Genomic DNA, 22,980 nt, shown 5'->3' on the forward strand with positions numbered 1-22,980 from the left:
TTGATATTTTTATAGTTCCTATCAACACCTTATATAGCATAGTGTAATCTATGCTTTTTATATGAGTGCAAACATCCAATGAAAGGTCAAAAATTCGAAAAGCGGTTGTTAGATTGCCTAGTTTTGTTTTTCTCTACATTTCTCTTTATGATCTGAGTTGGGAATTACTATAAAAACAATTATAGAAATAGTAAGATATAATCATGAAAATTCACTCGACGCAATTTACTCGCTTGTTATTCAAAGCATGGAAACAGAAATGATTGATAAGTTGAAAGAAGTTAATTTTGTGCACAATAGGTTAACTAAAAAAGAGATAAATATTGACAAAAGAAGCCGATAATTGTCTCTTTTATAGTAAGTTTGAAAAAATAATTAAGGGTAGTTGACATAAACGTAATAGAGGCAGTTTGTCTAGTCAAAAAAGGTTTGTCTATGTTATACTAGTCCTATGGAAAAAAACGATATTGTCTACGGTGTGCATGCGGTGACAGAGGCTCTCGCAGCTAACACTGGAAATAAACTCTACATTCAAGACGACCTGCGTGGTAAAAAGGTTGATAAAATCAAAGAATTAGCAGCGGAAAAGAAGGTCTCCATCTCTTGGACACCTAAGAAAAACTTGCAGGAGATGACTGACGGAGCGGTTCACCAAGGCTTTGTCCTGCGGGTGGCGGAGTTCGCCTATACTGACTTTGAAGCGCTTTTGAAAAAAGCAGAGCAGGAAGACAATCCTCTCTTATTGATTTTGGACGGGCTGACTGACCCGCATAATCTAGGCTCTATCTTGCGGACGGCTGACGCGACCAATGTGGCTGGAGTCATCATTCCCAAGCACCGGGCAGTCGGTGTGACACCAGTCGTTGCCAAGACCTCAACGGGTGCCATTGAGCATATTCCCATTGCCCGTGTGACCAACCTCAGCCAGACACTGGACAAGCTCAAGGAAGCTGGTTTCTGGATTTTCGGTACAGATATGCAGGGGACGCCTTCTCATAAGTGGAATACAGCAGGCAAGCTGGCCCTCATTATCGGCAATGAAGGTAAGGGAATCTCCAGCAATATTAAAAAACAGGTGGACGAGATGATTTCCATTCCCATGAATGGCCATGTCCAGAGTCTCAATGCCAGTGTCGCAGCAGCTATTCTCATGTATGAAGTCTTTCGCAATCGCCTATGAAAAGAAAAATCTTACTGGTGGACGGCTACAATATGACGGCCTTTTGGCGGGAGACTCGTCCTTACTTTAACCGCGGAGAGTTAGATGCTGCACGAACGATTCTGCTCCAGAAACTCAGCAATTATGCCAGTTTTGAAGGACTGGAAGTTATCTGCGTCTTTGATGCCCAGTATATGCCGGGAGTTCGGCAGACTTACGAGGAGTTTAATATAACGGTCGTTTTCACCGAGGAGGAGGAAACGGCGGATGACTATATTGAGCGCTTGGCAGCTGAGCTCAATACACCCAAAAATCAGGTGTCGGTTGCGACTAGCGATCTCAATGAGCAGTGGACTGTCTTTGCCCAAGGGGCTTTGAGAGTATCCGCTAGAGAGCTAGAGAAGCGAGTGGCTGTTACCAAATCAGACCTCAATAAGCTGAGCGGACAAATCAACCTGCAAAAACCGCCCTTGCGACCGATGGACAGCCAATCTTTGCGCGACTTACAAAAAATGATGGAGAAAAAAGATGATCTTTAAAATTTTAACTGATTCAACAGCAGACTTGCCAGAAAACTGGACCCAGGAAAATGATGTGCAGGTCCTAGGCCTGACCATTCAGCTAGATGGCCAAACTTATGAGACAGTTGGCGCAGGCAAGCTGACCAGCCAAGAACTTCTGGATAAGATGGAGTCCGGCAGCAAGCCAACTACCAGCCAGATCAATGTCGGCCAGTTTGAAGATGTCTTTCGAACCTATGCCAAGGAAGGGAAGCCAGTTCTCTATGTAGCCTTTGCTTCGGCCCTATCAGGTACTTATCAGAGTGCTGTCATGGCACGGGAGATAGTCTTGGAAGATTTTCCAGCTGCACTGATTCGCATCATTGATACCAAGGCAGCTTCTATGGGTGAAGGACTTTTAGTCATGAAGGCGGCAGAAGCTAGAGCCGCAGGTCAGAGCTTGGAGCAGACAGCAGACTTGATTGAGAGCTTGGTGCCTAAGGTTAAGACATATTTTCTGGTTGATGACCTCAATCACCTCATGCGGGGCGGTCGGATTTCCAAAACTGCTGCGCTTATGGGGAGCTTGGTCAATATCAAGCCGATTATCGCTGTCAAGGGAGATGGAACTCTGGACTCGGTCGCTAAAGTTCGCGGCAAGAAAAAGGCACAGGCTGAAGTTGTCCGCATGACTCTGGAAGGAGTTGCTGATCCGCGAGTGGTCATCGCCTATGCAGGTGCCAAAGAGGTTGCTGAGAGTCTAAAAGCTCAGCTGCTGGAAAGCGACCAAGTGGAGGAAGTTCTCGTCATGCCTCTGGGGCCTGTCATTTCTACCCATACTGGTCCTGGAACTTTGGGACTCTTTAGTATCGCCCAAGACATTCAAGACTAAGAAAACATGAAATCGCTATTTCATAAATAATTGCTTCAAATCTATTGCTTTTGCCTACTATTTTTGATATGATAGTAGGCGGTATTGTTTACCCCATTTGTAAGGCCCCGGAACCTTTCAAATAACTCGCGGACCGGAACATCCGCCCTGTAAACAAAAACGATATTCATAGGAGAAATCATGAACAAAACAACATACATGGCTAAGCCAGGTGAAGTTGAACGCAAATGGTATGTAGTGGACGCTACTGATGTCCCTCTTGGACGCCTTTCTGCTGTTGTAGCAAGCGTACTTCGCGGAAAAAACAAACCAACCTTTACACCACACACTGATACAGGTGACTTCGTAATCGTTATCAACGCTGAAAAAGTAAAATTGACTGGTAAAAAAGCGACTGATAAGATCTACTACACTCACTCTATGTACCCAGGTGGATTGAAACAAATCTCAGCAGGTGAGCTTCGCTCTAAGAATGCTGTTCGTTTGATCGAAAAATCTGTTAAAGGTATGCTTCCGCACAATACTCTTGGCCGCGCTCAAGGTATGAAGCTGAAAGTATTTGTAGGCGCTGAGCACACTCACGCTGCACAACAACCAGAAGTTCTTGATATTTCAGGACTTATCTAAGGAAAGGAACAATAAAGTATGTCACAAGCACAATATGCAGGTACTGGACGTCGTAAAAACGCTGTTGCACGCGTTCGCCTTGTTCCAGGAACTGGTAAAATCACTGTTAACAAAAAAGATGTTGAAGAGTACATCCCACACGCTGACCTTCGTCTTGTCATCAACCAACCATTCGCAGTTACTTCAACTGTAGGTTCATACGACGTTTTCGTTAACGTTGTAGGTGGTGGATACGCTGGTCAATCAGGAGCTATCCGTCACGGTATCGCTCGTGCCCTTCTTCAAGTAGACCCAGACTTCCGCGATTCATTGAAACGCGCAGGACTTCTTACACGTGACTCACGTAAAGTTGAACGTAAGAAACCAGGTCTTAAGAAAGCTCGTAAAGCATCACAATTCTCAAAACGTTAATCAATACGATTATATCAACGTTTCAAAGCACTCAAGAGTTTACCTCATGGGTGCTTTTTTTATGTTTTTTGAAAAAGTTCACCTCAAAATTTACCTTATTTTCACCTCATTGTTTTAGAGACTTTAAGGCAAATTCACCGACGGCCATAGGGACTACATTAGAAGTATTGACATAAATCTGTGTTGTACCTGTGTCGCTATGTGTCAGAGCTTCGGAAATGGCTTCTAAGCTCATTCCTGCCTGTTTAGCGAGTGTCGCTCCTGTATGACGTAGTTTGTGTGGCGTAGCGTGTGTAAGCTTTGGGTGTCGCTTTCTGATAGTTTTCATCTTATTATTAAGATAGTCAGCATGTAAAGGTTTATTGATATTCCCTCTGGTATCTATGTAAGTGAAGATGAATTGTTCTGGATTACTGATGATACCAAACTTTGCTAGTTCATATTTTTGTTGTTTTTTCCATGAAGTCAGAAGTTGAAGTAAGTCACTAGAAATAGAAAAGATAGTTTTTTTATTTCCTTTGGTAGATTTTACTTGTCCGTATCTATCTAAAGCCTGAATTAACTGAATCTGAGATTTTGAAAAGTCGATATGTTTCCACTGGAGAGCATATGTTTCTGATTTTCTATCTCCGAGGAAAAAAGTGAGATAGAAAAGGACGTAATCTTTGAGTGATATTTTATCATTCTCTAAATCCTCTTTAAAGGCTGAAAACCACTCTTGAAGTTGCTCATGAGTTAAATATAAATCTTCAACACGTTTTGATTCTGCAAGTTGAATTTTTTTGACAGCCTTAATTCGCCTTAAAGTTTTTGCAACTCTATTTGCTTCAATATACTCAAGTTCTTCCGCCCAATCAAAAATAGAAATAACGTAACTTCGTAAAGTTTTGAAGTTTGCATATTCATTAGCTTTTGACGTCATCAAATTTAGAATAACCTGTTTGTTTTGGTTTAAAAATTGAATCGTATAGTCACCAAGAAGTGGTAGTATATGCTTTTCAAAACATGTTTTGGTATTAGCAATTGTTGACCTGCTTGGTGGCTTTGAAGTAGATGTAGTTTGTCCTGCTTTGTAGGATTCCCACCAAATATTATTATAGAAGTCTGAGAAAAGAATATCTTCTTTTCCTAGTCCCGAAAAGACATTGTCTTCAATTTGGTTTAGCTTCGTGAGTAAGTCTATCTCTGCTTGTCGTGCCTCCTTTCTTGTTTTAAATCTTTTATCATAATAGTTATTATTAACGATGCCAAGAGGCATTCGTGCTTCTATTGGTATATAGACTTTTAAGCGGTAAGTTCCGTTTTTTGTCTTACTGATAGTCATGATATTCTCCTTTATATCGAACCAGAAAATATCATGACCATTATAAAATAAAAATCTTGATTTTTCTAGTTGTTACCGTTTAACCAGCGGTCAATAGAGTCTTTGTGGAATCGAATTGTTTTTCCAATTTTGATGGTTGGAAGCCCCTTTTGAATCCATGAATCAAGAGTATTGTTGGAAATTCCCAAATAGTCACAAGTCTGTTGTTTGTTAAAATAGGGACAACTTAAAGGCTTTTTTTCTAATTGTTGTTTAATTTCTTTTTGAATAAGATTGGATAGTAATAGTTGAATTTGGTGAATTTGCTCATCTGGTAGGATTACTTGCATTTATTACCCTCCTTCTTATCTTGGTTCCTCATTGGATTGCATCGACGTGAATCCAAATACTTAGCAAAAAAGTAGGTGCGCTCAATGATAAGTCCAAGAAGTGGTGTGTGATTAGCTCGTGCATACCAGACGAGTTCTTCAAACTCTGTGAAGTCATTCTGCTCAATAATATCCACAACTTCATGCATGAAATCATCTGAGTTATTTTCTACAAGAAATTTATCTAGATTAAAACCACATCCAACTTCAATATCATCTATATCATATTGAGTTTTCTCCTTATTTTCAGCATGAATGAAGTAGTCGAAAAGTCCTTTGGGGGATTGTACGATTTCTACATGAGCAGGGCCGTTCAACTTGTCCTTGATTAGCTCAGAAACTTGTTTATAACTTTTGAGAGAATCAAAGAAGAAAGCCCCGTGTTTGTGAGATTTTTTCAGTTCCCCAGTTTGTCGGTTAATATCTTTATCGTGCCAAGGACTCAGGATGAAGGGGATGTGTAGTTCTTCAAGAACTTCAAGGTAGTCAGCAGGGGCACTTTCTTTGTAAAAAAGGAATGTCCACTTGCTGGAGCGTTGTTCTTTTCCCATTTTGATATACCTTTCTGATTACTGATTATAGGATAATTGGGGGTCGTAGTAACCCCAATTATCTTGGAAAATGCTAGAAGGGGCTATCTGGCTACTGCTTAACGCAAGCCATAGCCCCTTTTTGTCGTTTTTTACCAACTAACCATAGTTTATTACGAATCCGATTAGGTGCTGAAAAGTAGTAGTCAGGATGTTGACTCGAAACTTCTTCTTTCAGTTGAGAGGTCATGTCAGCCAAAATTTTTTGCCCCTGCTGGTCTTTAGGAACTTTGACAAAAACCGTCACATCATCTTTTCGTATGTCTACGACACTCTTATGTGCACACTGATTAAAACTACTATTTATGGGATTGAAGGTAGTTATATTCTGATTGTCAATCGTTGTTGTTTTTTCTGATTTCTCACGTTGCGTTAGAAACTGACGAAGTTTAAATGTAAAATATACGGATTTAAAATAGTTGAATAGACTATCAAATCGAAGTCGATTCAGAATTTCAAACATTACAGAAACAAATAGTATAAATAAAAGGAAGGACAATGCGGAATAAGAATATTTGCTTCCTAATTCTAAGTAGCTATTGAACTGGGAGAGGTCGAAAAAACTGAGAGGATTTAGTTTAAACTGATTTGATAGAAAATCCAGAGACCATCCTATAAATCCTGCTAGAAATGAAACTAGAATTAGATTGATATTGAGGTTGAATGTCCTCATGAAGTAAGATTTTTTCACCATTAAAGAATTCCTTTCTTTGTGTAATACGTTGGACATAGAAGTGGAAGTACCTGATAAGGATGTTCGTTATCAATCACTTGAATCAGACCTGTTCCATGTCCAATAGGGATAACAATACCTTCTGGGTCTAGGTCGGGAAATAGAAACTGTGTCGTCTTCTTGTTAATGTTACCAATTTGGATGAGGACATTAAGTTGTTCACGGACTGAAATGGGAATGGTAGTATGGTCGAACCTTTGGCTAACCAATAGTAAATGAATCCTTGTAGCACGTCCTAGAAGTGCGATAGAAGATAAGAGTGAGAAAAAGGATTCTTTAATCGTCTTATTGACTCCTTCGGATAATGCAAGAACTTCATCAATCACAATTGTCATATGAGTGAACTCATGACGTGGATTCTCGTATAGAATTGCTTGACGTTTTTGAATCAGTTCCAGACATTGACTTAATTTCTCATTGATTTCTGATACAAAATCAGACTTAGACCGATTTTCAACGGGATGAATCACGGCAATTTGATGTTCACGAGCCCAACGACTAGGTGTGTCAAATTTTGGGTCTACGATAATTAAATCGGATTGGTGTTTGAGCACACTCAGTAAATAGGTGAGAGCATAAGATTTACCCGACCCACTATTTCCACAGATTGCAATGTGATTGACCTTATCAAGATTAAGTGTAAAATTTTCCATAATTGGAATTTGATTTTTGGGCAAACTTGTTGTATATCTATCAAGGTCAGGAATGACCAATCGTTTTGAAATTCCCACCTTCCACGGAAAGAAGAGGCCTCGCTGAACATGGATATCATCCGTTTTTAGAGGAACAAAGTATGTTGCATTTTGCTTCAATAAAGTATAATGTGGGTATAGGGATGCGTTAGCAATCAAGAAAATTTTATTATAGAGTTCATCATCTAAAATATAGGCGCAGGGAAGTCGTGGGATGAAAATGAAACCGTTTTCTTGGATGACAATGTTAAAACTGTTAGTATAACTTGTTTCGCCTTGCATCAAGGCTCCAAGAGCCATATTAAGGCTCTGGAGCAAGTATGATTGCAAGACGGTATCTGTTTTAGATACCATTATTTGACCTCCTTGACATTGTCAGCTTTGAAGTAGACGTTAAAGCCAACTTCGCAGGCTTGAAGATTATCAAACCGTACCAATGACATATAAGATGGTAGCTCCACTTCAGTTTCGAATTTGACAGTGAAGGGCGGAAGTCCTTTTTGTGAGAACCAAGCTTTATAAGAGATAATTTCCCCTGTTGGTTGACCGTCTTCATATTTAATTAGTGCTTCTAGTTCGGTGCTTAAGCAGAGAATTCCCTGCTTGTTGTCAATATATTCATTAGCAGTATTAGCTGAGTAGCCACCTTTGCGATTGCGTGTTTTCATTAGATTTACCTCGTGTTTGATTATTTGTCTTAGCTAAGAACAATTTTAGTTTAACGTAATTTCATGAAGCAGACTGTCAATTTTTATGACAGTCTATCTTTAAAATTGTGATATGAGGCAGGCAAATTCAGATAACCAATCAGTTAATTTTTCAGCAATTTGATAGGATGTTTCTTCTTCTGGAAACTCAGAGATAAAATTTAATAGAGAAGTAATAAGAGTTTCTTGATAATAGTCAGTAAAGTCGGATACTTGCTCGTTTGACGAAATGGAATAATTTCTAAGTTTTTGTTTTAAAATTTTTTTGAGTAAACTATTATCAAAAATGGGGTCTGTTAAAATTGTAATTATCAAGTTTTGAAAAAGTTGGAGCATAAACTCTTTGTTTGGAAAGAATAGTTTTCTTGGTGTTGGGTAATTGAGGCTAGTTTGAAAAGCTAGTGAAGCATTAAAACTAAGATTCCTTTTCCCTTTGATAATTTGCCCGACAGTTGTTTCTGATAGAAGTTCAAATTCTCCCTCAGGTGTTTCAAAACCAATTTGATTTTGTAAGATTTGTAATTCTTTAAGACGCTTGTGTATTGATTCTCCGAGTAGTTTACAATATAATTTCGTCATAATCTTCTTATAAGTCATTTTCTTCCTCATCGTCCTAAGACAGAAAGAAACTTAATAGAGTTTAACCGAATGGTACAAAAAAGCACACCAAATAAACGGCGAAACTTCATAAAATATAGATAACTAATAAACTGTTTATATTTTGAGTTTCAATCCGTCAATTTGATGGCCATCAAAAAGAACTATTTAATTATTTATCAAGATTTTTCTTGATAATTCTATTTTATCTGAAAAAAATAATTTATTTTTCTACCAAAAAGATTATTAAATCAATGATCGGGAAGTTTTGTAGCTTTTTAAAAAAGGAAACTTCCTGAAAATGATATAATTAAATTATGGAAAGTAAAAATTTTGATTATAAGAAGTTAAATACCATTTTACAAAATAAGAATATCTCAGTTGAGCAACTTGCCAAAATGACAGGGAAAACGACTAGAGCAGTTCGTCCATGGTTAAATGGAACCAGTACACCACATAAAAGTACCTTAAAAAAAATAATTGAAGTTCTACATATTTCTGAAGAGAGTATTTCAAAGACAGGTGTATCAATAAGAAATAAAGAATACGAAGTGATAACAGAAACACTAGATTTTCTTTTTGAATACTACCTACCGTTATTTGCGTACTATACTCGAAATAATGAAGGTTATCAGTTAAATAAAAATTTAGAAAAACTAAATAAATTAAATTCAATACATAGCGATTCTATTAGATATAGATTTAATAAAGAAATATACAAAAACAAGACATCGTTAGACCGCTCTCTAGATAGCATTATTAGTGAGATAAAAGAGTATGTTCAGAAAAATGATTTCCCCTTGGAGGAAATGAAAGGGATTTCAAAGAATATGATCTATGAGATAGCAAAATCTAGTATACGTAAAGAATATAGCAATCTTGATAAATATGAACTTTACCGCTATACTTGCCTTGAAAGCATAACGACAATAGACAGAATTTTAAAATCCTCGCCAACTCTATTAAGAATGTTAGGAGAAAGAACTATTTTAAATTATTCGGATGAGTTACTTAAAGATAAACCTACTCTTTCCGCAAAACACGAGATAGATTCTCACATGGGTATTGTTGTAAATATCTTTTCTTCAAATATAAAATTAATGAAAGATATCTTTATTCACGAACTAGAACGATTCAGTTATTTTTCTGCATATTATTTATTTCTATACGAACAAAGCATTTTGGAACCGAATTTTATAGATTTACCAGTTCCTAGCAAAGAATTTTTGATATATTTAAATTGGAAAATATATAAGGGTGATGATGACAAATTTGCTAAATCGATACTTGATTCTTTGGAAAAAAAGATACAAGGCAAAGTCGATTTTCTTTCTAGTCATAGTTCGTATATTGAAGTGGTTGATAATTTTGCCCCACTAGTAAAAGATGATGTTCGATTAGCTTGCATATCGTATTTGAAAAAAAATATAACAGACTATTCAATAACCTTACTAAGCATTTTAGAAGATTTACCAATACAATGGACAAGGGGAGGTTAGAATCTTCAAGTTATGCGTAAATATTTATTAAGGATGAAAATTGATTTAAGTTAGCCCTAAATAACGGCATGCCCAAACACTATATAATATTAACGCGATAAAAATCATCAAATGAACATAAGGAATATTAAAATATGTCAAGCCAAAGATTTCATGCCCCTAATAGTGTAATAGAACCATATCAATACGATATGGCTCTGGAATACATTGAAACTTATAAGCCTTCAACTGAAATTAATAATTTAATAGAAACCCATTTAATCCTAAAATTGTTAAAAACAGAAAATGAATTTTCTAAATTCAAACATCTAATTAGAAAATTTCATAACGATTTATCCGAGAATTTCCCAATTACCATTTTTGAAATAGACTATGATAGCATTGATATTTTTTATAAAGATATCTTCTGGGAGGTAGTACTATCCTTAGGAAAAATTAATAAAGATGATGTTAGTCAGTTTGAATCATACATTAAAAAATATAATATCCAGACAATGAATCTTAAAAATGTTACAAAACTGATTGACCTATTTCCGCAAGTTATCAAAGAAAATTTTCTCTCTCTGTCTAGAAATATAGAATTTTTCCTGAATCATCAATCAGGAAAATATACAGATTCTAATGGTTTATACATTAAATTAGGTATCACAAATGAGGAGATAAATAATCTAGCAAGAAAATATTGTCAGACAGATAGTATTAACCCCAATTATTTACAATCAATTGTTGAATATAAAAAATTAAGCAAATATGAGTTTGATGATGAGATTAAACTTTTAGCTAAGAGAAAAAGTGATAAATTTTGGGAAAAACATTTTGAAACTAATGAAGGGTTCCAATATTCTATATCAGTTGGCATCAAGCCATTAGATTCTGATAAATTATATGAGCCTATTAAGAATGGTATTCTTTTAAATAAAATTATACTAGATGAACATCATGATTTTCCGACATTACTAAATAATTATATTTATTTACTTGGCTTCTTTAATCATGAATCGGGATTGCCTTGGCTAATTGCGAATGAAGAAACATTCAGTTTCACTCGTTACTTTTCTCACAAATCAAATGCTCATTATGATTCTTATCATCCTCAATTAAAACTTTGTCACAATTTATTATTTCAGGCATATTTTGATTACTTAAAACAAAATGAAATTGATGTCGAAGAGATTATAGAATGGTATTTCAATATTTACCTTGAAACAGAGTTAGATATAAAAGGTTTTCATTTCCATGCTTCCAATAAAGAATCTTCTTATTACGAAAGAGGAAAATCGATAATTTGTGAAATGGATAGTATCTTAGACCAATACGAACTATTTGTTAGAAATGGGGAAATTAACCAAGATTTATTAGAAATTAAATCTAAAGCCTCCTCTTATGCTTCATTAAAATCATTCAATGAGAAAAAATTTATCAAATTGAACAACACTCCTGATAATTCTGCATTGTTCTCTACGCTTTTTTCTGAACAAAGTCTACTTGGCTTTATTTCATCAAAAAAAGACAACCAAACCTTCTTTAAACATATAATAGATGGTGTAAAGGTTACGGATTTTGCTGATTATCAGGTAGAACAAATAAATATTCTAATAGAAAAGAACATTTTAAAACTATCAAATGATGTAATAAAATTTACAAATTTCCAAGAAATTAACATTTTGAATAAATTATGGAAGTCAGGTACATATTGTCTATACTATAAAGATAAATTGATACTAGATATTGCAGAAGACCTTTGTAAGAAAGGGTATTGTGAATATTCAGATAATCTTTTTTCTGAATATGAAAGTAATTATTTATCTTATATTTTGGATGATAAAAAATATGGTAACGGATTAAAGATAAGAAATAAATTTTCTCATGGTAAATTTGGATATAAAAAAGAAGAAGAACATTTACAAAATTATTTAGAGTTACTTCAGATTGTCATTTTTTATGTGATGAGAATCAATGATGAGTTAGAATACTACACACAATTAAGACAATCTAAGAAATAGTTTTTCAAAGTTTATAAATTATCAAGAAAAAGAACACTACAAAAAAGCACTCTAACTTTTGTTAGGACGTTTCTTATATATACGAAAATCTAAATTATTTTAAAAATGGTTATTCGGTTGATTTATATTGCAATATAATTGATTTTAGAATTTTAAGAATAACTTTAAATCAATATTTTTCGTCATAACTGACGAGTAGTGAATGTCTGCTTGACTTCTGTCTGTAAAAACCAAATAAGGGAAACTTTTGATATTCTGGTTCGATTTTTGCTTATTTTTGATGAAAGTTTACCTTATTTTGATAAAATTGATTAAAATTAGTTGAAATTTTATTTTTTGAAAACTTATGAAAACGTTGATTTTAAAGCACTTTGAAATTAGATGAAATAAGTGGTGCCCCAACCAGGTCTTAAGAAAGCTCGTAAAGCATCACAATTTAGTAAACGTTAAAACTTATTTACATTTATTGAAAGCATTTCGTATCGAATATACGGGATGCTTTTTCGTTTAAACTATGCTATGCTGTTATTGAGAATACTATAATAGTGTCTACCATATGCTATAGAAAAACCATCTTGTTTTAATATAATGTAAAATATCCTTGTAGAAAATGTAAAGAAAAAATCCTAATAATAGATATTTTTCAAAATATGTATTTTATTTGTATTAAATAGACAGTATTAATCAATTTAATATGGTACTATAAAACTATCTAATAAAAATTGATAATTGTGAGTTTTGTTAAATGAAGGAGTTTACAGGATGAGTATAGTTATTTACAGAACTAGACAATTTACTCCCTACGCGAAGTATGATAAATATTGGAACGAGTATGTTCAAGATGGCGATGAAGTCATTAAGTATGTTTATAATAAAGTTAAATTTCCTGATCGTGAATTGAGAAATCAAATATATTCTCACGAAAAACAAAGGTGGACTATAGGTGAAGCTGGTTTTCCTGACTGGTTATATAATTATGTATATGACAGTGTTTTATCTGATGATAGTAAGAAGATTATGAGACAATGGGGATTAGAGAAATATGTTTCTGATATAAAAAATTATAAAGAAAAAGGATACTTCATAGTCGAAGAAAAGAAACTTGTTATAACGGATTCTGAAATATTAATTTTCGAAGAGTATACAGAGGTTCCTCGTTGGTCAAATATAACTTCAGTGGTAAAAGAAGCATATAATCGCATTCGTATTTCACCAAAATTTATGGAATTAGTGAAAAATGATATTGAAAGAGATGGATTCAACTATGAAATAATCCAATCAATGGCAGAGAACAATAGAGAAAAAAATAAAGAAATAGAACTGAAAGAAAAAGAAAAGAAAGAGAAAGATGAAATTGAGGGGTATGGCAGATTATTTAAGAAGTTACGAAAGAATCTAGTTGATATAAGATTCAAATTAAGTCAAGAAGCAAGGGAAGAAATTGATTTTCTTATTGATTTGATAGATGAATCAGAAATTAGTCGTACTAGCTATCATTATTTATATAAAGAGGCTCAGGAAATTATTTTAAAAGAAAAAAGAGAACAGTAATAATTGGTTTAAATTCTGTAAATTTCACTTTGTGTAAACTTGAGAAAATTTGAATGTAGATAATGGTGAGAGATGTTTTACAATGATAAGTTTAGAGCTGATGTCTGAAGAAAATAGTATAGATGTATATACTTTTGAAAAAGAAAATCAAGAGTATTTTGAGCGAAATTTACCTCCTAGACCAGGTAACTATTTTGATCCAGAAGGTTTTAAGGAAATTACAAGGGAATTGTTAATGGAACAAGATAATCATGACGCCTACATGCATATTATTAGAGATGTGCAAGGTGTTATGGTCGGAAGGATCAATTTAAGTGTTTTAGGTAGTGATAGAAAAACAGCAGAACTTGGATATAGGATTGGAGAAAATTATACTAATTTAGGCTATGCAAGTGAAGCGGTTAAACTCGTTTTAGACAAGGCATTTCATACTTATGGCTTAAATAGAATCATTGCGGGAACGGCAACGGATAATCAGGCCTCTAAGAGAGTGCTTTTGAAAAATGGTTTCACTTTTATTAGGATCATAGAAAATGATTTACAAATTAATAATGAGTGGGTGCATACAGCAGTATTTGAGATAAGGAATCTATAGTATTATCATTCCCAGTTTACTGGTAGAATCAATGGAGTTATCAAACTTTACTAACATTCAAAAGCTTTCTCTTGGATGTCTTTTTTGATGTAAAAAGGAATTTAACCTAAAAATACCCCAAGATTCAAAATCTTGGGGTATTATCTTTTTTTAGACAATTGTTCTCTAAAAAGTTTTGTCATTTGTTTTTGTCCGGCAGCAGTACCTAGAGCTTCTTTGCTTATTTCTCCTTTAAATATTTGTTCCATTAAAAATAGGTAAGCCTCGCCTAAAGCAGTTGTAATTAATCCAGCAGTAGTTCCAGAAATCGTTCCGCCAACTGCTGTTCCTACTCCGGGAATAAATTTGAGTATATTGGAGACAATTGTTTTTCCAAGGAATGTTGCTCCCCCAGATCCTAAAGTTGAGGATACAAAGGCGGTTAGAAAAGTTTTATTTATATCAAGCCCAAATATTACAGTAATGCCAGTAATCATGCTTATCTGGGTCGGCACAAGCATGAAGGCATCCGCAAATGGAACTGGTGCGAAACCTTCACCAAAACTTGCTGCTACTGCAGTTGCAATGACTGCCCTAGCATGTTTTTTTTTAGATTCCAGAGATACTTTTTGGATATTTTGGAGAGTATCTTGTAGCTCATTTGGCAATACCTCAGACATTACATCAATCAAAGTATCTAATCCAAAAGCTTTAGCGACATATTCCTCATCAAAATCCATATCTTGAGCTAAAATTGGCACAACTTTACAAACATCTAAGTTTTCCTGCTCAACATGAGCTTTCATTTCTAGTGCTTTCTTCTTAGGTACAGATTGAGTAAGGACAACAATGATTGGCACCTTAGACGTTTTATTCTTCTCAGAAAACTCTCTGAGCCATTCCACTTCCGAACTATCGAAAGTACGGTTTGAGCCGACATTAATACAATACCAAATACAGTGAATGACCTCATTGATATCATTAGAAGAGTAACCGTTGTTAATTAGTTTAATGACTTCATCTTTGACACTCTCCTGTTGGGTATATGACAATTCAAAGCCGGGTGTATCATAGATAGCCAAAGGATATCCATTTTTTTCAATTTTGCGAATTTCTTGAGTTACTGGTCGGCCTAGTCCAGTATCAGCAAAATTACCTCTAAACAAACTGTTGATTAGTGTGCTTTTGCCAACACCTGATTTACCAATGACGATGATGTTTAATCTTTTTAAATTGTGAATTCTATCATTAATCGCATTAAGACACTGTTGCGCAATGTTATCTGTATTGATTTGCATGATCTTCTACCTTTTTATATTCAGATTTTTTAACTAATTTGTCCTTACAATCAAAAGTTACTTTTCGATGATTAGTTATTTTTACTTGCTTTTTATATAAATAATTTGTTGTTTTTTTCAAAACTTTAGGCAGAATCACTGTAGAAGCTAAAATTAAAGCTCCACTTCCTAAGATATATTTTACTTTAGAGGAGTTTCTTTTTTTGTTACCTTTTGTCTTTGACATAATATTTCTCACAAACATGATATTTTAAATAATTATATCATATAAGAAATTAAAAGAGTCAATTTAATGATTTTGCTTATCTCTTTGTTTTAAAGATTTTAGAACGAATTCTTCGATAGAAATTGAAGTAATGTTAGCAGAGATCTATTAGTTGTAATGAAGAGGCTGTAAAGATCTTGAAGATAGAGAAGTAGTTATGTGGTTTTCAGTCTCTCTAGCTCTCCAAGGTACAAGAAAAATAAACCACCTGCCTTGCGTATGTGGTCCCTAGATGGGTGGCTATGATTTGTAAAATAAGTCTAAGTAAATAGCTTGATAGGATTTAGTAATTTATGGATTTTTAAAAATTGTTATAGTAAACTAGATGTGTAATATTGAACTGTTGCTGCTTATAAAATAATGTGAATCTCTCAGTGGCATTAGAAAGCAAGTAGGGGATCAAAAAAATCAAGGAGGAGCTATGAAAAAACGAACGAAAAGCATAATTGCAACAATTGCATCAATAGTGGCGCTAGTAAGCCTAGGAGGATGCGCTGTAACTCAAAAAGAAAACAATAATCAAGATAAGAAAGTCACTTCTTCAAAAAAGCATATCACAGATGACAAGGAAGCTATCAAGCAAAAACAGCTCGCTTATCTAAAAAATCATGAGCAAGAAATTATAGATTTGGTAAAAGCTCAAAGTCCAAAAGTCGAATCAGTTCAGATTGATTGGGAAGAGACGCAATGGAGTGATGGCGGTCTTACAAATCCCGAGTATTATATTAATGTTTTTGGGCGTATCAATAATATTGAAGAATCGGGGTGGGGAGTGGATATACCGATTAATGATGATGAAAGTGTAAATCTTGAAGAAATGATTATAGGTAATTACATAAGTATCGAAGGTGAACCGATTGACTAATTGGAATTTGAAAAGTTTTAATAATATATGCTTCGTTAACGGAATCGTCTTATAGGATAAAACTAATAGACATTCAAGAGTTATTTCTTGGACGTCTTTTTTCCATATTCAACTCACCTATAAAATTCTTCTATTACTTTCATAGAAAATATATATTAGCCAGACAGGAGCAATCATAGTAAAATAGCTATCAAAATAGACTAAAGGAGTTTGGAATGAAAATCGTTTCTTTATGGTCAAAGGTTTCTTTGGGCTTGCAGCTGTTGATTGCTTTAATTTTGGGTGTTCTTGTAGCTCTTATCTGGCCGCAGTTTTCGGCTTTTTACCAATTTCTGGGTCAAGCTTTTATCAGTTTGATTAATATGGTGATTATTCCGCTGGTATTTCCAGTTGTGGTCGTAGCTGTGGCCGGTGTGATTGATAAGAAATCTTTCGGGAAGCTCTTATCAAAGAGTCTGCTCTATTTCTTTGCGGTCACGACGGCGATTACCTTTATTTTTGTCTTTGCATCTTATTATCTGGGCTTTGGTCAGGGAGTCAATATCGGTCAGGCGGGAGCCAGCATTGATGGTATTGCCCAAAGTATCCAGTTGGATGAGTTCTTGCTTGGTTTCATTCCCTCCAATATCGTCAAGTCGCTTTCAGAAGGAGCTCTGCTTCCTATTATTGTTTTTGCTATATTTTTAGGTTTTGGGCTTGGAAGCCTTAAGGAAGAAAAGACCCAGAAAGCTGTTGAGTTGCTGCAGATTTGGATTGAGGCTATTTATAAAATTGTCGGTGTGATTGTGAAGCTGTCGCCAATTGGTATTTTTGGCTTTATTGCCAAGGATGTTGCTACAACAGGGGTTGACAAGTTGATTGGTTTGGGGCAATTTGTAGCAGGAACTTATCTAGCTTATGCGGTTTTGGCCTTGCTGATTTTTCCTTTGATTGCTCTTGCTTTCAGAGTTCCTTATCTGACAAGTTTGCAAAGGATTTGGAGCCTTTTGACTTTGGCTTTTGTCTCTGGCAGTTCCAGTGTTGTCCTTCCGCCACTGTTGAAAGATTTAAAGAAGCAGGGGCATGATGAGCATGTCATAGATTTGGTTGTGCCTTTGGGTTATACTTTTAATCTTGAAGGTGCTGCTGTCTACTTCTCCGTAGCAACTGTTTTCATTGCCCACGCTTATGGGATAGCTTTTTCTGTATCAGGACTTTTCTTTACTGTTTTGCTTTTGACATTGATTGGTAAAACAGCTGCAACGGTGCCTTCTGGAGCGATTGTTGTCTTGCTGGCAGCTGCGCCTCAGCTAGGCCTACCAGTCGAGGGTGTTGCCTTGATTTTTGCGGTTGATTTCTTTGTCAATGCTGGTCGAACTGCTCTCAATGTTCTAGGCCAGGTCTTGGCCGTCAGTGTTATTGAAAAGACGGAAGGCAATGTAGTAGAAGAATCGAAAAGCAGCAAGCTGGCTGTTCGGTATTCCTAAAGGAGAGAAGACTTATGAGTCAAGCAAAAGTATACGTTATTCATGAAAATTTGGAGTGGACGCAGCACTTGGTCAAGTGGCTGGAGGAAAAAGATGTGCCCTATGAACTTTGGGATTTGTCAAGTGGGATCCTAGATCTGCAGAGTCCACCTCCAACAGGAATTTTCTACAATCGGATGTCCGCTTCTTCTCATACGCGTGGACACCGCTATGCACCTGAATTTACAGAGCAGGTTCTAGCTTGGCTGGAAGCTCACGGTCGCAAGGTCATCAACGGCAGCGGAGCTATCAATCTAGAAATCAGCAAAATTAAACAATATTTGAAGCTTTCTGAGGTTGGAATTGCTTATCCAGAGACGGTAGCTGTTTTGGGACAGGAGAATATTCTGGAGGCAGCTAGAAAACTTAATATTTATCCTCTGATTACCAAGCATAATCGGGCTGGGAAAGGTTTGGGAGTGCAGCTCTTCAATAGTGAGGCGGAGTTGAAATCCTATGTAGACAGTCCTGCTTTTGAACCTTCTGTGGATGGGATTACCCTGCTTCAGGCCTATATCAAGCCTGCGGATGGTCGGATTCGTCGTTCGGAGTTCATTAACCGGAAGTTTCTTTATACAGTGTCCATCGATTCATCAGAAGGCTTTCAGCTTTGCCCGGCAGATGGGTGTCAGATTGAGCAAAGGCCTGCTCAGCTAGAGACCTCAGATAAGTTTCAAATTACGGAGCCACTGCCTGCTAGTCAAAGACAGGCTTATGAAACCTTTCTAGCTCAGGCTGGCATTGATGTGGCAGCTATTGAGTGGGTAGAGTCTGAGAGCGGTCAGATTTATGTCTATGATGTGAACACCAATACCAACTATAATCCGACAGCAGAAGAAAAAGCAGGAATTTTTGCTCATCAGCATCTGGCAGAATATCTAAAGAACGAGCTGGCAGCATCCTATCCAGAACAAATTTAAAACAAACAAAAGCTTTCTGTTTAGGAGGCTTCTATTAAAGATTGATTTTTCTTTGTAAGGATAATAGATGTATCTATAGGTCACCTCAGGGATAGCGAGTAAGTTGGTCTTTCCCACCTGTTCGCTTCATGCTTATTTGGAAAAATAGCAGTACTTATTACTGAAATCACACCTTGCATCAATTGGGAGGTGTGATTTTTAAGTGTTTGTCTTAAAACAAGAACCCTAAAGCAAAGGGAAGCCTGGTAATTCAGTAAGCTTGCTGAGCATAGGGGGATCTTCCTTGTTCCGAGTACTATTTGCAATATCCGAACCTTCTACCTTTATTTTCTGAAATAGTATACAAAATCCTCGAATTTATGCTACAATGAGACAAACTAAAAATGATTGGAGCCAAGCATGAAAGCAATTATTACCGTTGTCGGAAAAGATAAAACAGGGATTGTAGCCGGAGTTTCTACTAAGATTGCGGAGCTGGGGCTGAATATTGACGATATTTCCCAAACCGTTTTGGAGGAATATTTTACCATGATGGCCTTGGTGTCAAGCGATGAAAAGCAAGATTTTACGGCCCTTCGCAATGAGTTTGAAGCTTTCGGCCAAGAGCTTAACGTCAAAATCAACATTCAAAGCGCAGCCATTTTTGATGCCATGTACAATATCTAAGGAGTGAAGGATGGATATTAGACAAGTAACCGAAACCATTGCCATGATTGAGGAGCAGAATTTTGATATTCGGACCATCACCATGGGCATTTCACTCTTGGACTGTATCGACACAGATATTGATCGGGTGGCGGATAAGATTTACCAAAAAATCACGACTAAAGCCAAAGACCTGGTGGCAGTTGGGGATGAAATTGCAGCAGAGCTCGGGATTCCTATCGTCAACAAGCGGGTCTCCGTGACTCCGATTTCTCTGATTGGGGCAGCGACAGACAGCAGTGACTACGTGCCTCTGGCTATGGCTTTAGACAAGGCAGCCAAGGAAATCGGCGTTGACTTTATCGGTGGTTTTTCTGCCTTGGTTCAAAAGGGATATCAAAAAGGCGATGAAATCCTCATTAATTCCATTCCGCGTGCTTTGGCTGAGACGGACAAGGTCTGCTCCTCTGTCAATATCGGCTCAACCAAGACCGGTATCAATATGACGGCAGTTGCAGATATGGGACGAATTATTAAGGAAACAGCCCAACTGTCTGACATGGGTGCGGCCAAACTAGTCGTCTTTGCCAATGCGGTGGAGGATAATCCCTTCATGGCGGGCGCCTTTCATGGTGTCGGTGAAGCAGATGTGGTCATCAATGTCGGTGTTTCTGGGCCAGGTGTTGTCAAGCGAGCCTTGGAAAAGGTACGTGGTGAGAGCTTTGACGTGGTGGCTGAAACGGTCAAGAAAACAGCCTTCAAAATCACTCGTATCGGTCAGTTAGTCGGTCAGATGGCCAGCGAGCGTCTGGGCGTCAAGTTCGGGATTGTTGACTTGAGTCTGGCTCCAACACCGGCAGTCGGAGACTCAGTGGCCCGTGTCTTGGAAGAAATGGGCTTGGAAACAGTTGGCACTCATGGCACGACAGCGGCGCTTGCCCTGCTAAATGACCAAGTCAAAAAAGGCGGTGTCATGGCCTGCAATCAGGTTGGTGGTCTGTCTGGTGCTTTCATTCCTGTGTCAGAAGATGAGGGCATGATTGCAGCTGTGCAGAATGGCTCGCTCAATCTAGAAAAGCTAGAAGCGATGACAGCTATCTGCTCGGTGGGTTTGGATATGATTGCCATTCCAGAAGCGACACCTGCTGAAACCATTGCGGCCATGATTGCGGATGAAGCGGCGATTGGTGTTATCAATCAAAAGACGACAGCTGTGCGGATTATTCCGAAGGGCAAGGAAGGCGATATGATTGAATTTGGCGGGCTCTTGGGAACAGCTCCGGTCATGAAGGTCAATCAAGCTTCGTCAGCCGCCTTTATCGCGCGGGGCGGTCAGATTCCAGCGCCCATTCACAGCTTTAAAAATTAAAAAGCTAGATTTGAAACAGCTTTTAAGATAGCCTCGTAAAGGACAGCTATTCAGTTTCCGAATAGGAGTTTGTGGGATTGAATCTAGCTGAATGCTTGAAATGTAGGGGATTATAAGGAGATTATTTAGGTTATGAATAAAAGAGAGCTAGCTGAGCTGGCCCTTGATTTAGATTTGGATTTTGATAAAGAGAGCGGCATTATATATGGCCGTAGAAGGGATTATGCTTTTTATCTAGAGACCATAACAGATGGCGACGAATTTGCGATTTTCTTTTCAGTCAGATGTGAGCAGGGCTATATCGGTCGAGATGCCTTGGAAGCTTTGATCAACGATTCTGAAGTTTTGATTGATTTTGAGAGAGCTGGCTATAGCCTGGCCTGTCAGATTTTGGCTGATCAGGATCGGGATTTGCTGCCGGATATTTTGGAAGAGGCTATCGAGGACTGCACCCGCTACTTTGAGGAGCAAGGGCTGGTTAGCGCCTGTGAAAAAACCGGTGAAACCGGAGATGTAGACTTGTATCAGTTCAAAGGAGATTGGCTCTTTCTCACGCCATCTAGCTATGAGCGGATGATTTCCATCTCACAGGATAAGGTGACAAAGCGCTCTCTTCCTCATCAAAGTCCGCAGAAAATACATTATTTCCTGGGGATTGTCGGGGCTTTCTTGACTAGCTTGCTTGGTGCATGTCTTGTCTTCTTTCTGACAGGTGCATCCTTGGCTATGGGCTTCATATCAAGTTTTACACTGCTATTTAGCATTGCTTGCTATGAAAAGTTTGTCAAAGGGATTTCTGTTTTAGGAATTGTGGCAAGTTTCTTTTTTACTTTAACAATGAGCTTTTTAGCTGTTCAAATCGGTTATGCCAATTCTTTTTACCAAGGGGAAGGCAATATTTTGCAAGCCGTTATCGCGATTAATAAAGCCGCTTTATCCGGACAGTTTGGTCTTAATTATTGGCTCCATTATCCGTTCATTGTTCTTGGATGTGTCAGTGCTGTAAAAGTTCATGTTAAGTCTCTATAGTTGATTAGATGCTGATTTCACGGTGAGCCTCTGTCTATCATAGCGGAGAACTGAGTTCTCCCTCTTCTTTATCCTAAAGAATTCGAAGGCCTTTTTCAAAATTTACTATAACAAACAAAAATAAAAGAGGTAAAGCATGTCAAAAACAAGACTCTATGTTATCCGTCATGGCAAGACCATGTTCAATACTATCGGCCGGGCTCAGGGCTGGTCTGATACCCCGCTGACTGCCGAAGGCGAGCGCGGTATTCGTGAGCTGGGTATCGGATTGCGAGAGTCTGGCTTGCCTTTTATCAAGGCTTTTTCCAGTGATAGCGGCAGGACCATTCAGACCATGGGGATTATCCTAGAGGAGCTGGGTCTGACTGGCCAGATTCCCTATCGCTATGACAAGCGCATCCGGGAGTGGTGTTTCGGAAGTTTTGATGGTGCCTATGGGGGTGAGCTCTTTCATGGCGTTATCCCACGAGTTCTTAAGACGTATAATTACAAAGAGCTCAGTTGGCCGGATTTGGCTAATGGCCTGGTAGAAGTGGATTCGGCTGGCTGGGCTGAACCTTGGGACAAGCTTAGTGGTCGAATTTTAGAAGGATTTGAAGCCATTGCTAGAGAGGTGGAGTCCTCTGGCGGCGGCAATGCTCTGGTCGTCAGCCATAGCATGACCATTGGTACTTTGGCTTATCTGGTTGATGAGAATATCACGAAAAATCCTAATGTTGATAATGGCAGTGTCACAGTGTTGGAATATGAAGATGGTCGCTTCAGCATTCAAGCTCTGGGAGATGTGTCTTACCGTCAGGTCGGCGCAGCCATATTGGACCGAGAAAATCAAGAATGAGCGGGAGTTTTGAGACTCC

General features: G+C 37.3%; 25 protein-coding genes. 16 read left to right on the plus strand and 9 right to left on the minus strand.

Going from position 1 to position 22,980, the window contains the following annotated elements:
• Nucleotides 1–451: 451 nt before the first annotated feature.
• The 5 genes from rlmB (at nucleotide 452) to rpsI (ending at nucleotide 3,589) form a co-directional block, all read left to right on the plus strand.
• Nucleotides 452–1,180 (plus strand): 23S rRNA (guanosine(2251)-2'-O)-methyltransferase RlmB, encoded by a 729-nt coding sequence (gene rlmB, locus RYK49_RS03775; protein ID WP_314830698.1) that lies wholly within the window; start codon nucleotides 452–454, stop codon nucleotides 1,178–1,180.
• Entirely contained in the window at nucleotides 1,177–1,698 is a 522-nt protein-coding gene (locus tag RYK49_RS03780) for an NYN domain-containing protein (RefSeq protein ID WP_314830697.1), read from the plus strand. Before rlmB ends, RYK49_RS03780 begins: the two co-directional genes overlap by 4 nt.
• A complete protein-coding gene (locus RYK49_RS03785; protein WP_314830696.1) occupies nucleotides 1,688–2,551 on the plus strand; it encodes a DegV family protein in 864 nt (287 codons plus the stop codon). The genes RYK49_RS03780 and RYK49_RS03785 overlap by 11 nt, the downstream gene beginning before the upstream one ends.
• 180 nt (nucleotides 2,552–2,731) lie before the next feature.
• A complete protein-coding gene (gene rplM, locus RYK49_RS03790) occupies nucleotides 2,732–3,178 on the plus strand; it encodes a 50S ribosomal protein L13 (RefSeq protein ID WP_002893769.1) in 447 nt (148 codons plus the stop codon).
• A gap of 18 nt (nucleotides 3,179–3,196) precedes the next feature.
• Nucleotides 3,197–3,589 carry a 30S ribosomal protein S9 gene (rpsI, locus tag RYK49_RS03795; RefSeq protein ID WP_000075973.1) on the plus strand — a complete coding sequence of 131 codons (393 nt, stop codon included), beginning with the start codon at nucleotides 3,197–3,199 and terminating at the stop codon, nucleotides 3,587–3,589.
• A 106-nt stretch (nucleotides 3,590–3,695) separates the two neighbouring features.
• On the opposite strand, the gene xerC is transcribed toward rpsI, so the two are convergent.
• The 7 genes from xerC to RYK49_RS03830 all read right to left on the minus strand — a co-directional run bounded on the left by xerC (nucleotide 3,696) and on the right by RYK49_RS03830 (nucleotide 8,600).
• A complete protein-coding gene (xerC, locus tag RYK49_RS03800; RefSeq protein WP_314831049.1) occupies nucleotides 3,696–4,913 on the minus strand; it encodes a site-specific integrase in 1,218 nt (405 codons plus the stop codon).
• 65 nt (nucleotides 4,914–4,978) lie between these two features.
• Nucleotides 4,979–5,242 (minus strand): helix-turn-helix domain-containing protein, encoded by a 264-nt coding sequence (locus tag RYK49_RS03805; protein WP_314831050.1) that lies wholly within the window; start codon nucleotides 5,240–5,242, stop codon nucleotides 4,979–4,981.
• On the minus strand, nucleotides 5,233–5,832 hold the full coding sequence (locus RYK49_RS03810; RefSeq protein WP_205026195.1) for a replication protein: 600 nt from the start codon (nucleotides 5,830–5,832) through the stop codon (nucleotides 5,233–5,235). Before RYK49_RS03810 ends, RYK49_RS03805 begins: the two co-directional genes overlap by 10 nt.
• A gap of 91 nt (nucleotides 5,833–5,923) precedes the next feature.
• Nucleotides 5,924–6,565: a hypothetical protein gene (locus RYK49_RS03815; protein ID WP_314831051.1), complete on the minus strand. Its 642-nt coding sequence runs from the start codon at nucleotides 6,563–6,565 to the stop codon at nucleotides 5,924–5,926.
• On the minus strand, nucleotides 6,565–7,650 hold the full coding sequence (locus tag RYK49_RS03820) for an AAA family ATPase (protein ID WP_314831052.1): 1,086 nt from the start codon (nucleotides 7,648–7,650) through the stop codon (nucleotides 6,565–6,567). Before RYK49_RS03820 ends, RYK49_RS03815 begins: the two co-directional genes overlap by 1 nt.
• Entirely contained in the window at nucleotides 7,650–7,964 is a 315-nt protein-coding gene (locus RYK49_RS03825) for a hypothetical protein (RefSeq protein ID WP_314831053.1), read from the minus strand. The genes RYK49_RS03820 and RYK49_RS03825 overlap by 1 nt, the downstream gene beginning before the upstream one ends.
• Before the next feature lie 99 nt (nucleotides 7,965–8,063).
• Nucleotides 8,064–8,600: a hypothetical protein gene (locus RYK49_RS03830; RefSeq protein WP_314831054.1), complete on the minus strand. Its 537-nt coding sequence runs from the start codon at nucleotides 8,598–8,600 to the stop codon at nucleotides 8,064–8,066.
• A 317-nt stretch (nucleotides 8,601–8,917) separates the two neighbouring features.
• On the opposite strand from RYK49_RS03830, the gene RYK49_RS03835 reads away from it, so the two are divergent.
• From RYK49_RS03835 to RYK49_RS03850, 4 genes are all read left to right on the plus strand, one after another.
• The gene (locus tag RYK49_RS03835; protein WP_314831055.1) at nucleotides 8,918–10,099 is read left to right on the plus strand and encodes a helix-turn-helix transcriptional regulator; all 1,182 of its coding nucleotides are present in this window, start codon (nucleotides 8,918–8,920) and stop codon (nucleotides 10,097–10,099) included.
• 134 nt (nucleotides 10,100–10,233) lie between these two features.
• A complete protein-coding gene (locus tag RYK49_RS03840; protein WP_314831056.1) occupies nucleotides 10,234–12,102 on the plus strand; it encodes a hypothetical protein in 1,869 nt (622 codons plus the stop codon).
• A gap of 762 nt (nucleotides 12,103–12,864) precedes the next feature.
• Nucleotides 12,865–13,653 (plus strand): hypothetical protein, encoded by a 789-nt coding sequence (locus RYK49_RS03845; RefSeq protein ID WP_314831057.1) that lies wholly within the window; start codon nucleotides 12,865–12,867, stop codon nucleotides 13,651–13,653.
• 82 nt (nucleotides 13,654–13,735) lie between these two features.
• Nucleotides 13,736–14,248 (plus strand): GNAT family N-acetyltransferase, encoded by a 513-nt coding sequence (locus RYK49_RS03850; RefSeq protein WP_314831077.1) that lies wholly within the window; start codon nucleotides 13,736–13,738, stop codon nucleotides 14,246–14,248.
• A 140-nt stretch (nucleotides 14,249–14,388) separates the two neighbouring features.
• On the opposite strand, the gene RYK49_RS03855 is transcribed toward RYK49_RS03850, so the two are convergent.
• Complete coding sequence (locus tag RYK49_RS03855) at nucleotides 14,389–15,525, minus strand: GTP-binding protein (protein WP_314831058.1); 1,137 nt, start codon at nucleotides 15,523–15,525, stop codon at nucleotides 14,389–14,391.
• Nucleotides 15,506–15,751: a hypothetical protein gene (locus RYK49_RS03860; protein ID WP_314831059.1), complete on the minus strand. Its 246-nt coding sequence runs from the start codon at nucleotides 15,749–15,751 to the stop codon at nucleotides 15,506–15,508. The genes RYK49_RS03855 and RYK49_RS03860 overlap by 20 nt, the downstream gene beginning before the upstream one ends.
• A 460-nt stretch (nucleotides 15,752–16,211) precedes the next feature.
• Here RYK49_RS03860 and RYK49_RS03865 point away from each other — a divergent pair, with 460 nt between their 5' ends.
• The 7 genes from RYK49_RS03865 to RYK49_RS03895 all read left to right on the plus strand — a co-directional run bounded on the left by RYK49_RS03865 (nucleotide 16,212) and on the right by RYK49_RS03895 (nucleotide 22,961).
• Nucleotides 16,212–16,655, plus strand: a complete 444-nt coding sequence (locus RYK49_RS03865; RefSeq protein ID WP_314831060.1) for a hypothetical protein — start codon at nucleotides 16,212–16,214, stop codon at nucleotides 16,653–16,655.
• 215 nt (nucleotides 16,656–16,870) lie between these two features.
• Complete coding sequence (locus tag RYK49_RS03870; RefSeq protein ID WP_314831061.1) at nucleotides 16,871–18,121, plus strand: dicarboxylate/amino acid:cation symporter; 1,251 nt, start codon at nucleotides 16,871–16,873, stop codon at nucleotides 18,119–18,121.
• Between the two features lie 14 nt (nucleotides 18,122–18,135).
• On the plus strand, nucleotides 18,136–19,080 hold the full coding sequence (locus RYK49_RS03875) for an alpha-L-glutamate ligase (protein ID WP_314831062.1): 945 nt from the start codon (nucleotides 18,136–18,138) through the stop codon (nucleotides 19,078–19,080).
• A 399-nt stretch (nucleotides 19,081–19,479) separates the two neighbouring features.
• The gene (locus tag RYK49_RS03880) at nucleotides 19,480–19,746 is read left to right on the plus strand and encodes an ACT domain-containing protein (protein ID WP_002893729.1); all 267 of its coding nucleotides are present in this window, start codon (nucleotides 19,480–19,482) and stop codon (nucleotides 19,744–19,746) included.
• A 10-nt stretch (nucleotides 19,747–19,756) separates the two neighbouring features.
• Entirely contained in the window at nucleotides 19,757–21,094 is a 1,338-nt protein-coding gene (locus RYK49_RS03885) for a PFL family protein (RefSeq protein ID WP_314831063.1), read from the plus strand.
• A gap of 132 nt (nucleotides 21,095–21,226) precedes the next feature.
• A complete protein-coding gene (locus tag RYK49_RS03890; protein WP_314831064.1) occupies nucleotides 21,227–22,123 on the plus strand; it encodes a hypothetical protein in 897 nt (298 codons plus the stop codon).
• 136 nt (nucleotides 22,124–22,259) lie between these two features.
• Nucleotides 22,260–22,961, plus strand: coding sequence for a histidine phosphatase family protein (locus tag RYK49_RS03895; protein ID WP_314864913.1), 702 nt, complete (start codon nucleotides 22,260–22,262; stop codon nucleotides 22,959–22,961).
• Nucleotides 22,962–22,980 lie beyond the last annotated feature (19 nt).

This window comes from uncultured Streptococcus sp. (assembly GCF_963525625.1).
Taxonomy (GTDB): Bacteria; Bacillota; Bacilli; order Lactobacillales; family Streptococcaceae; genus Streptococcus.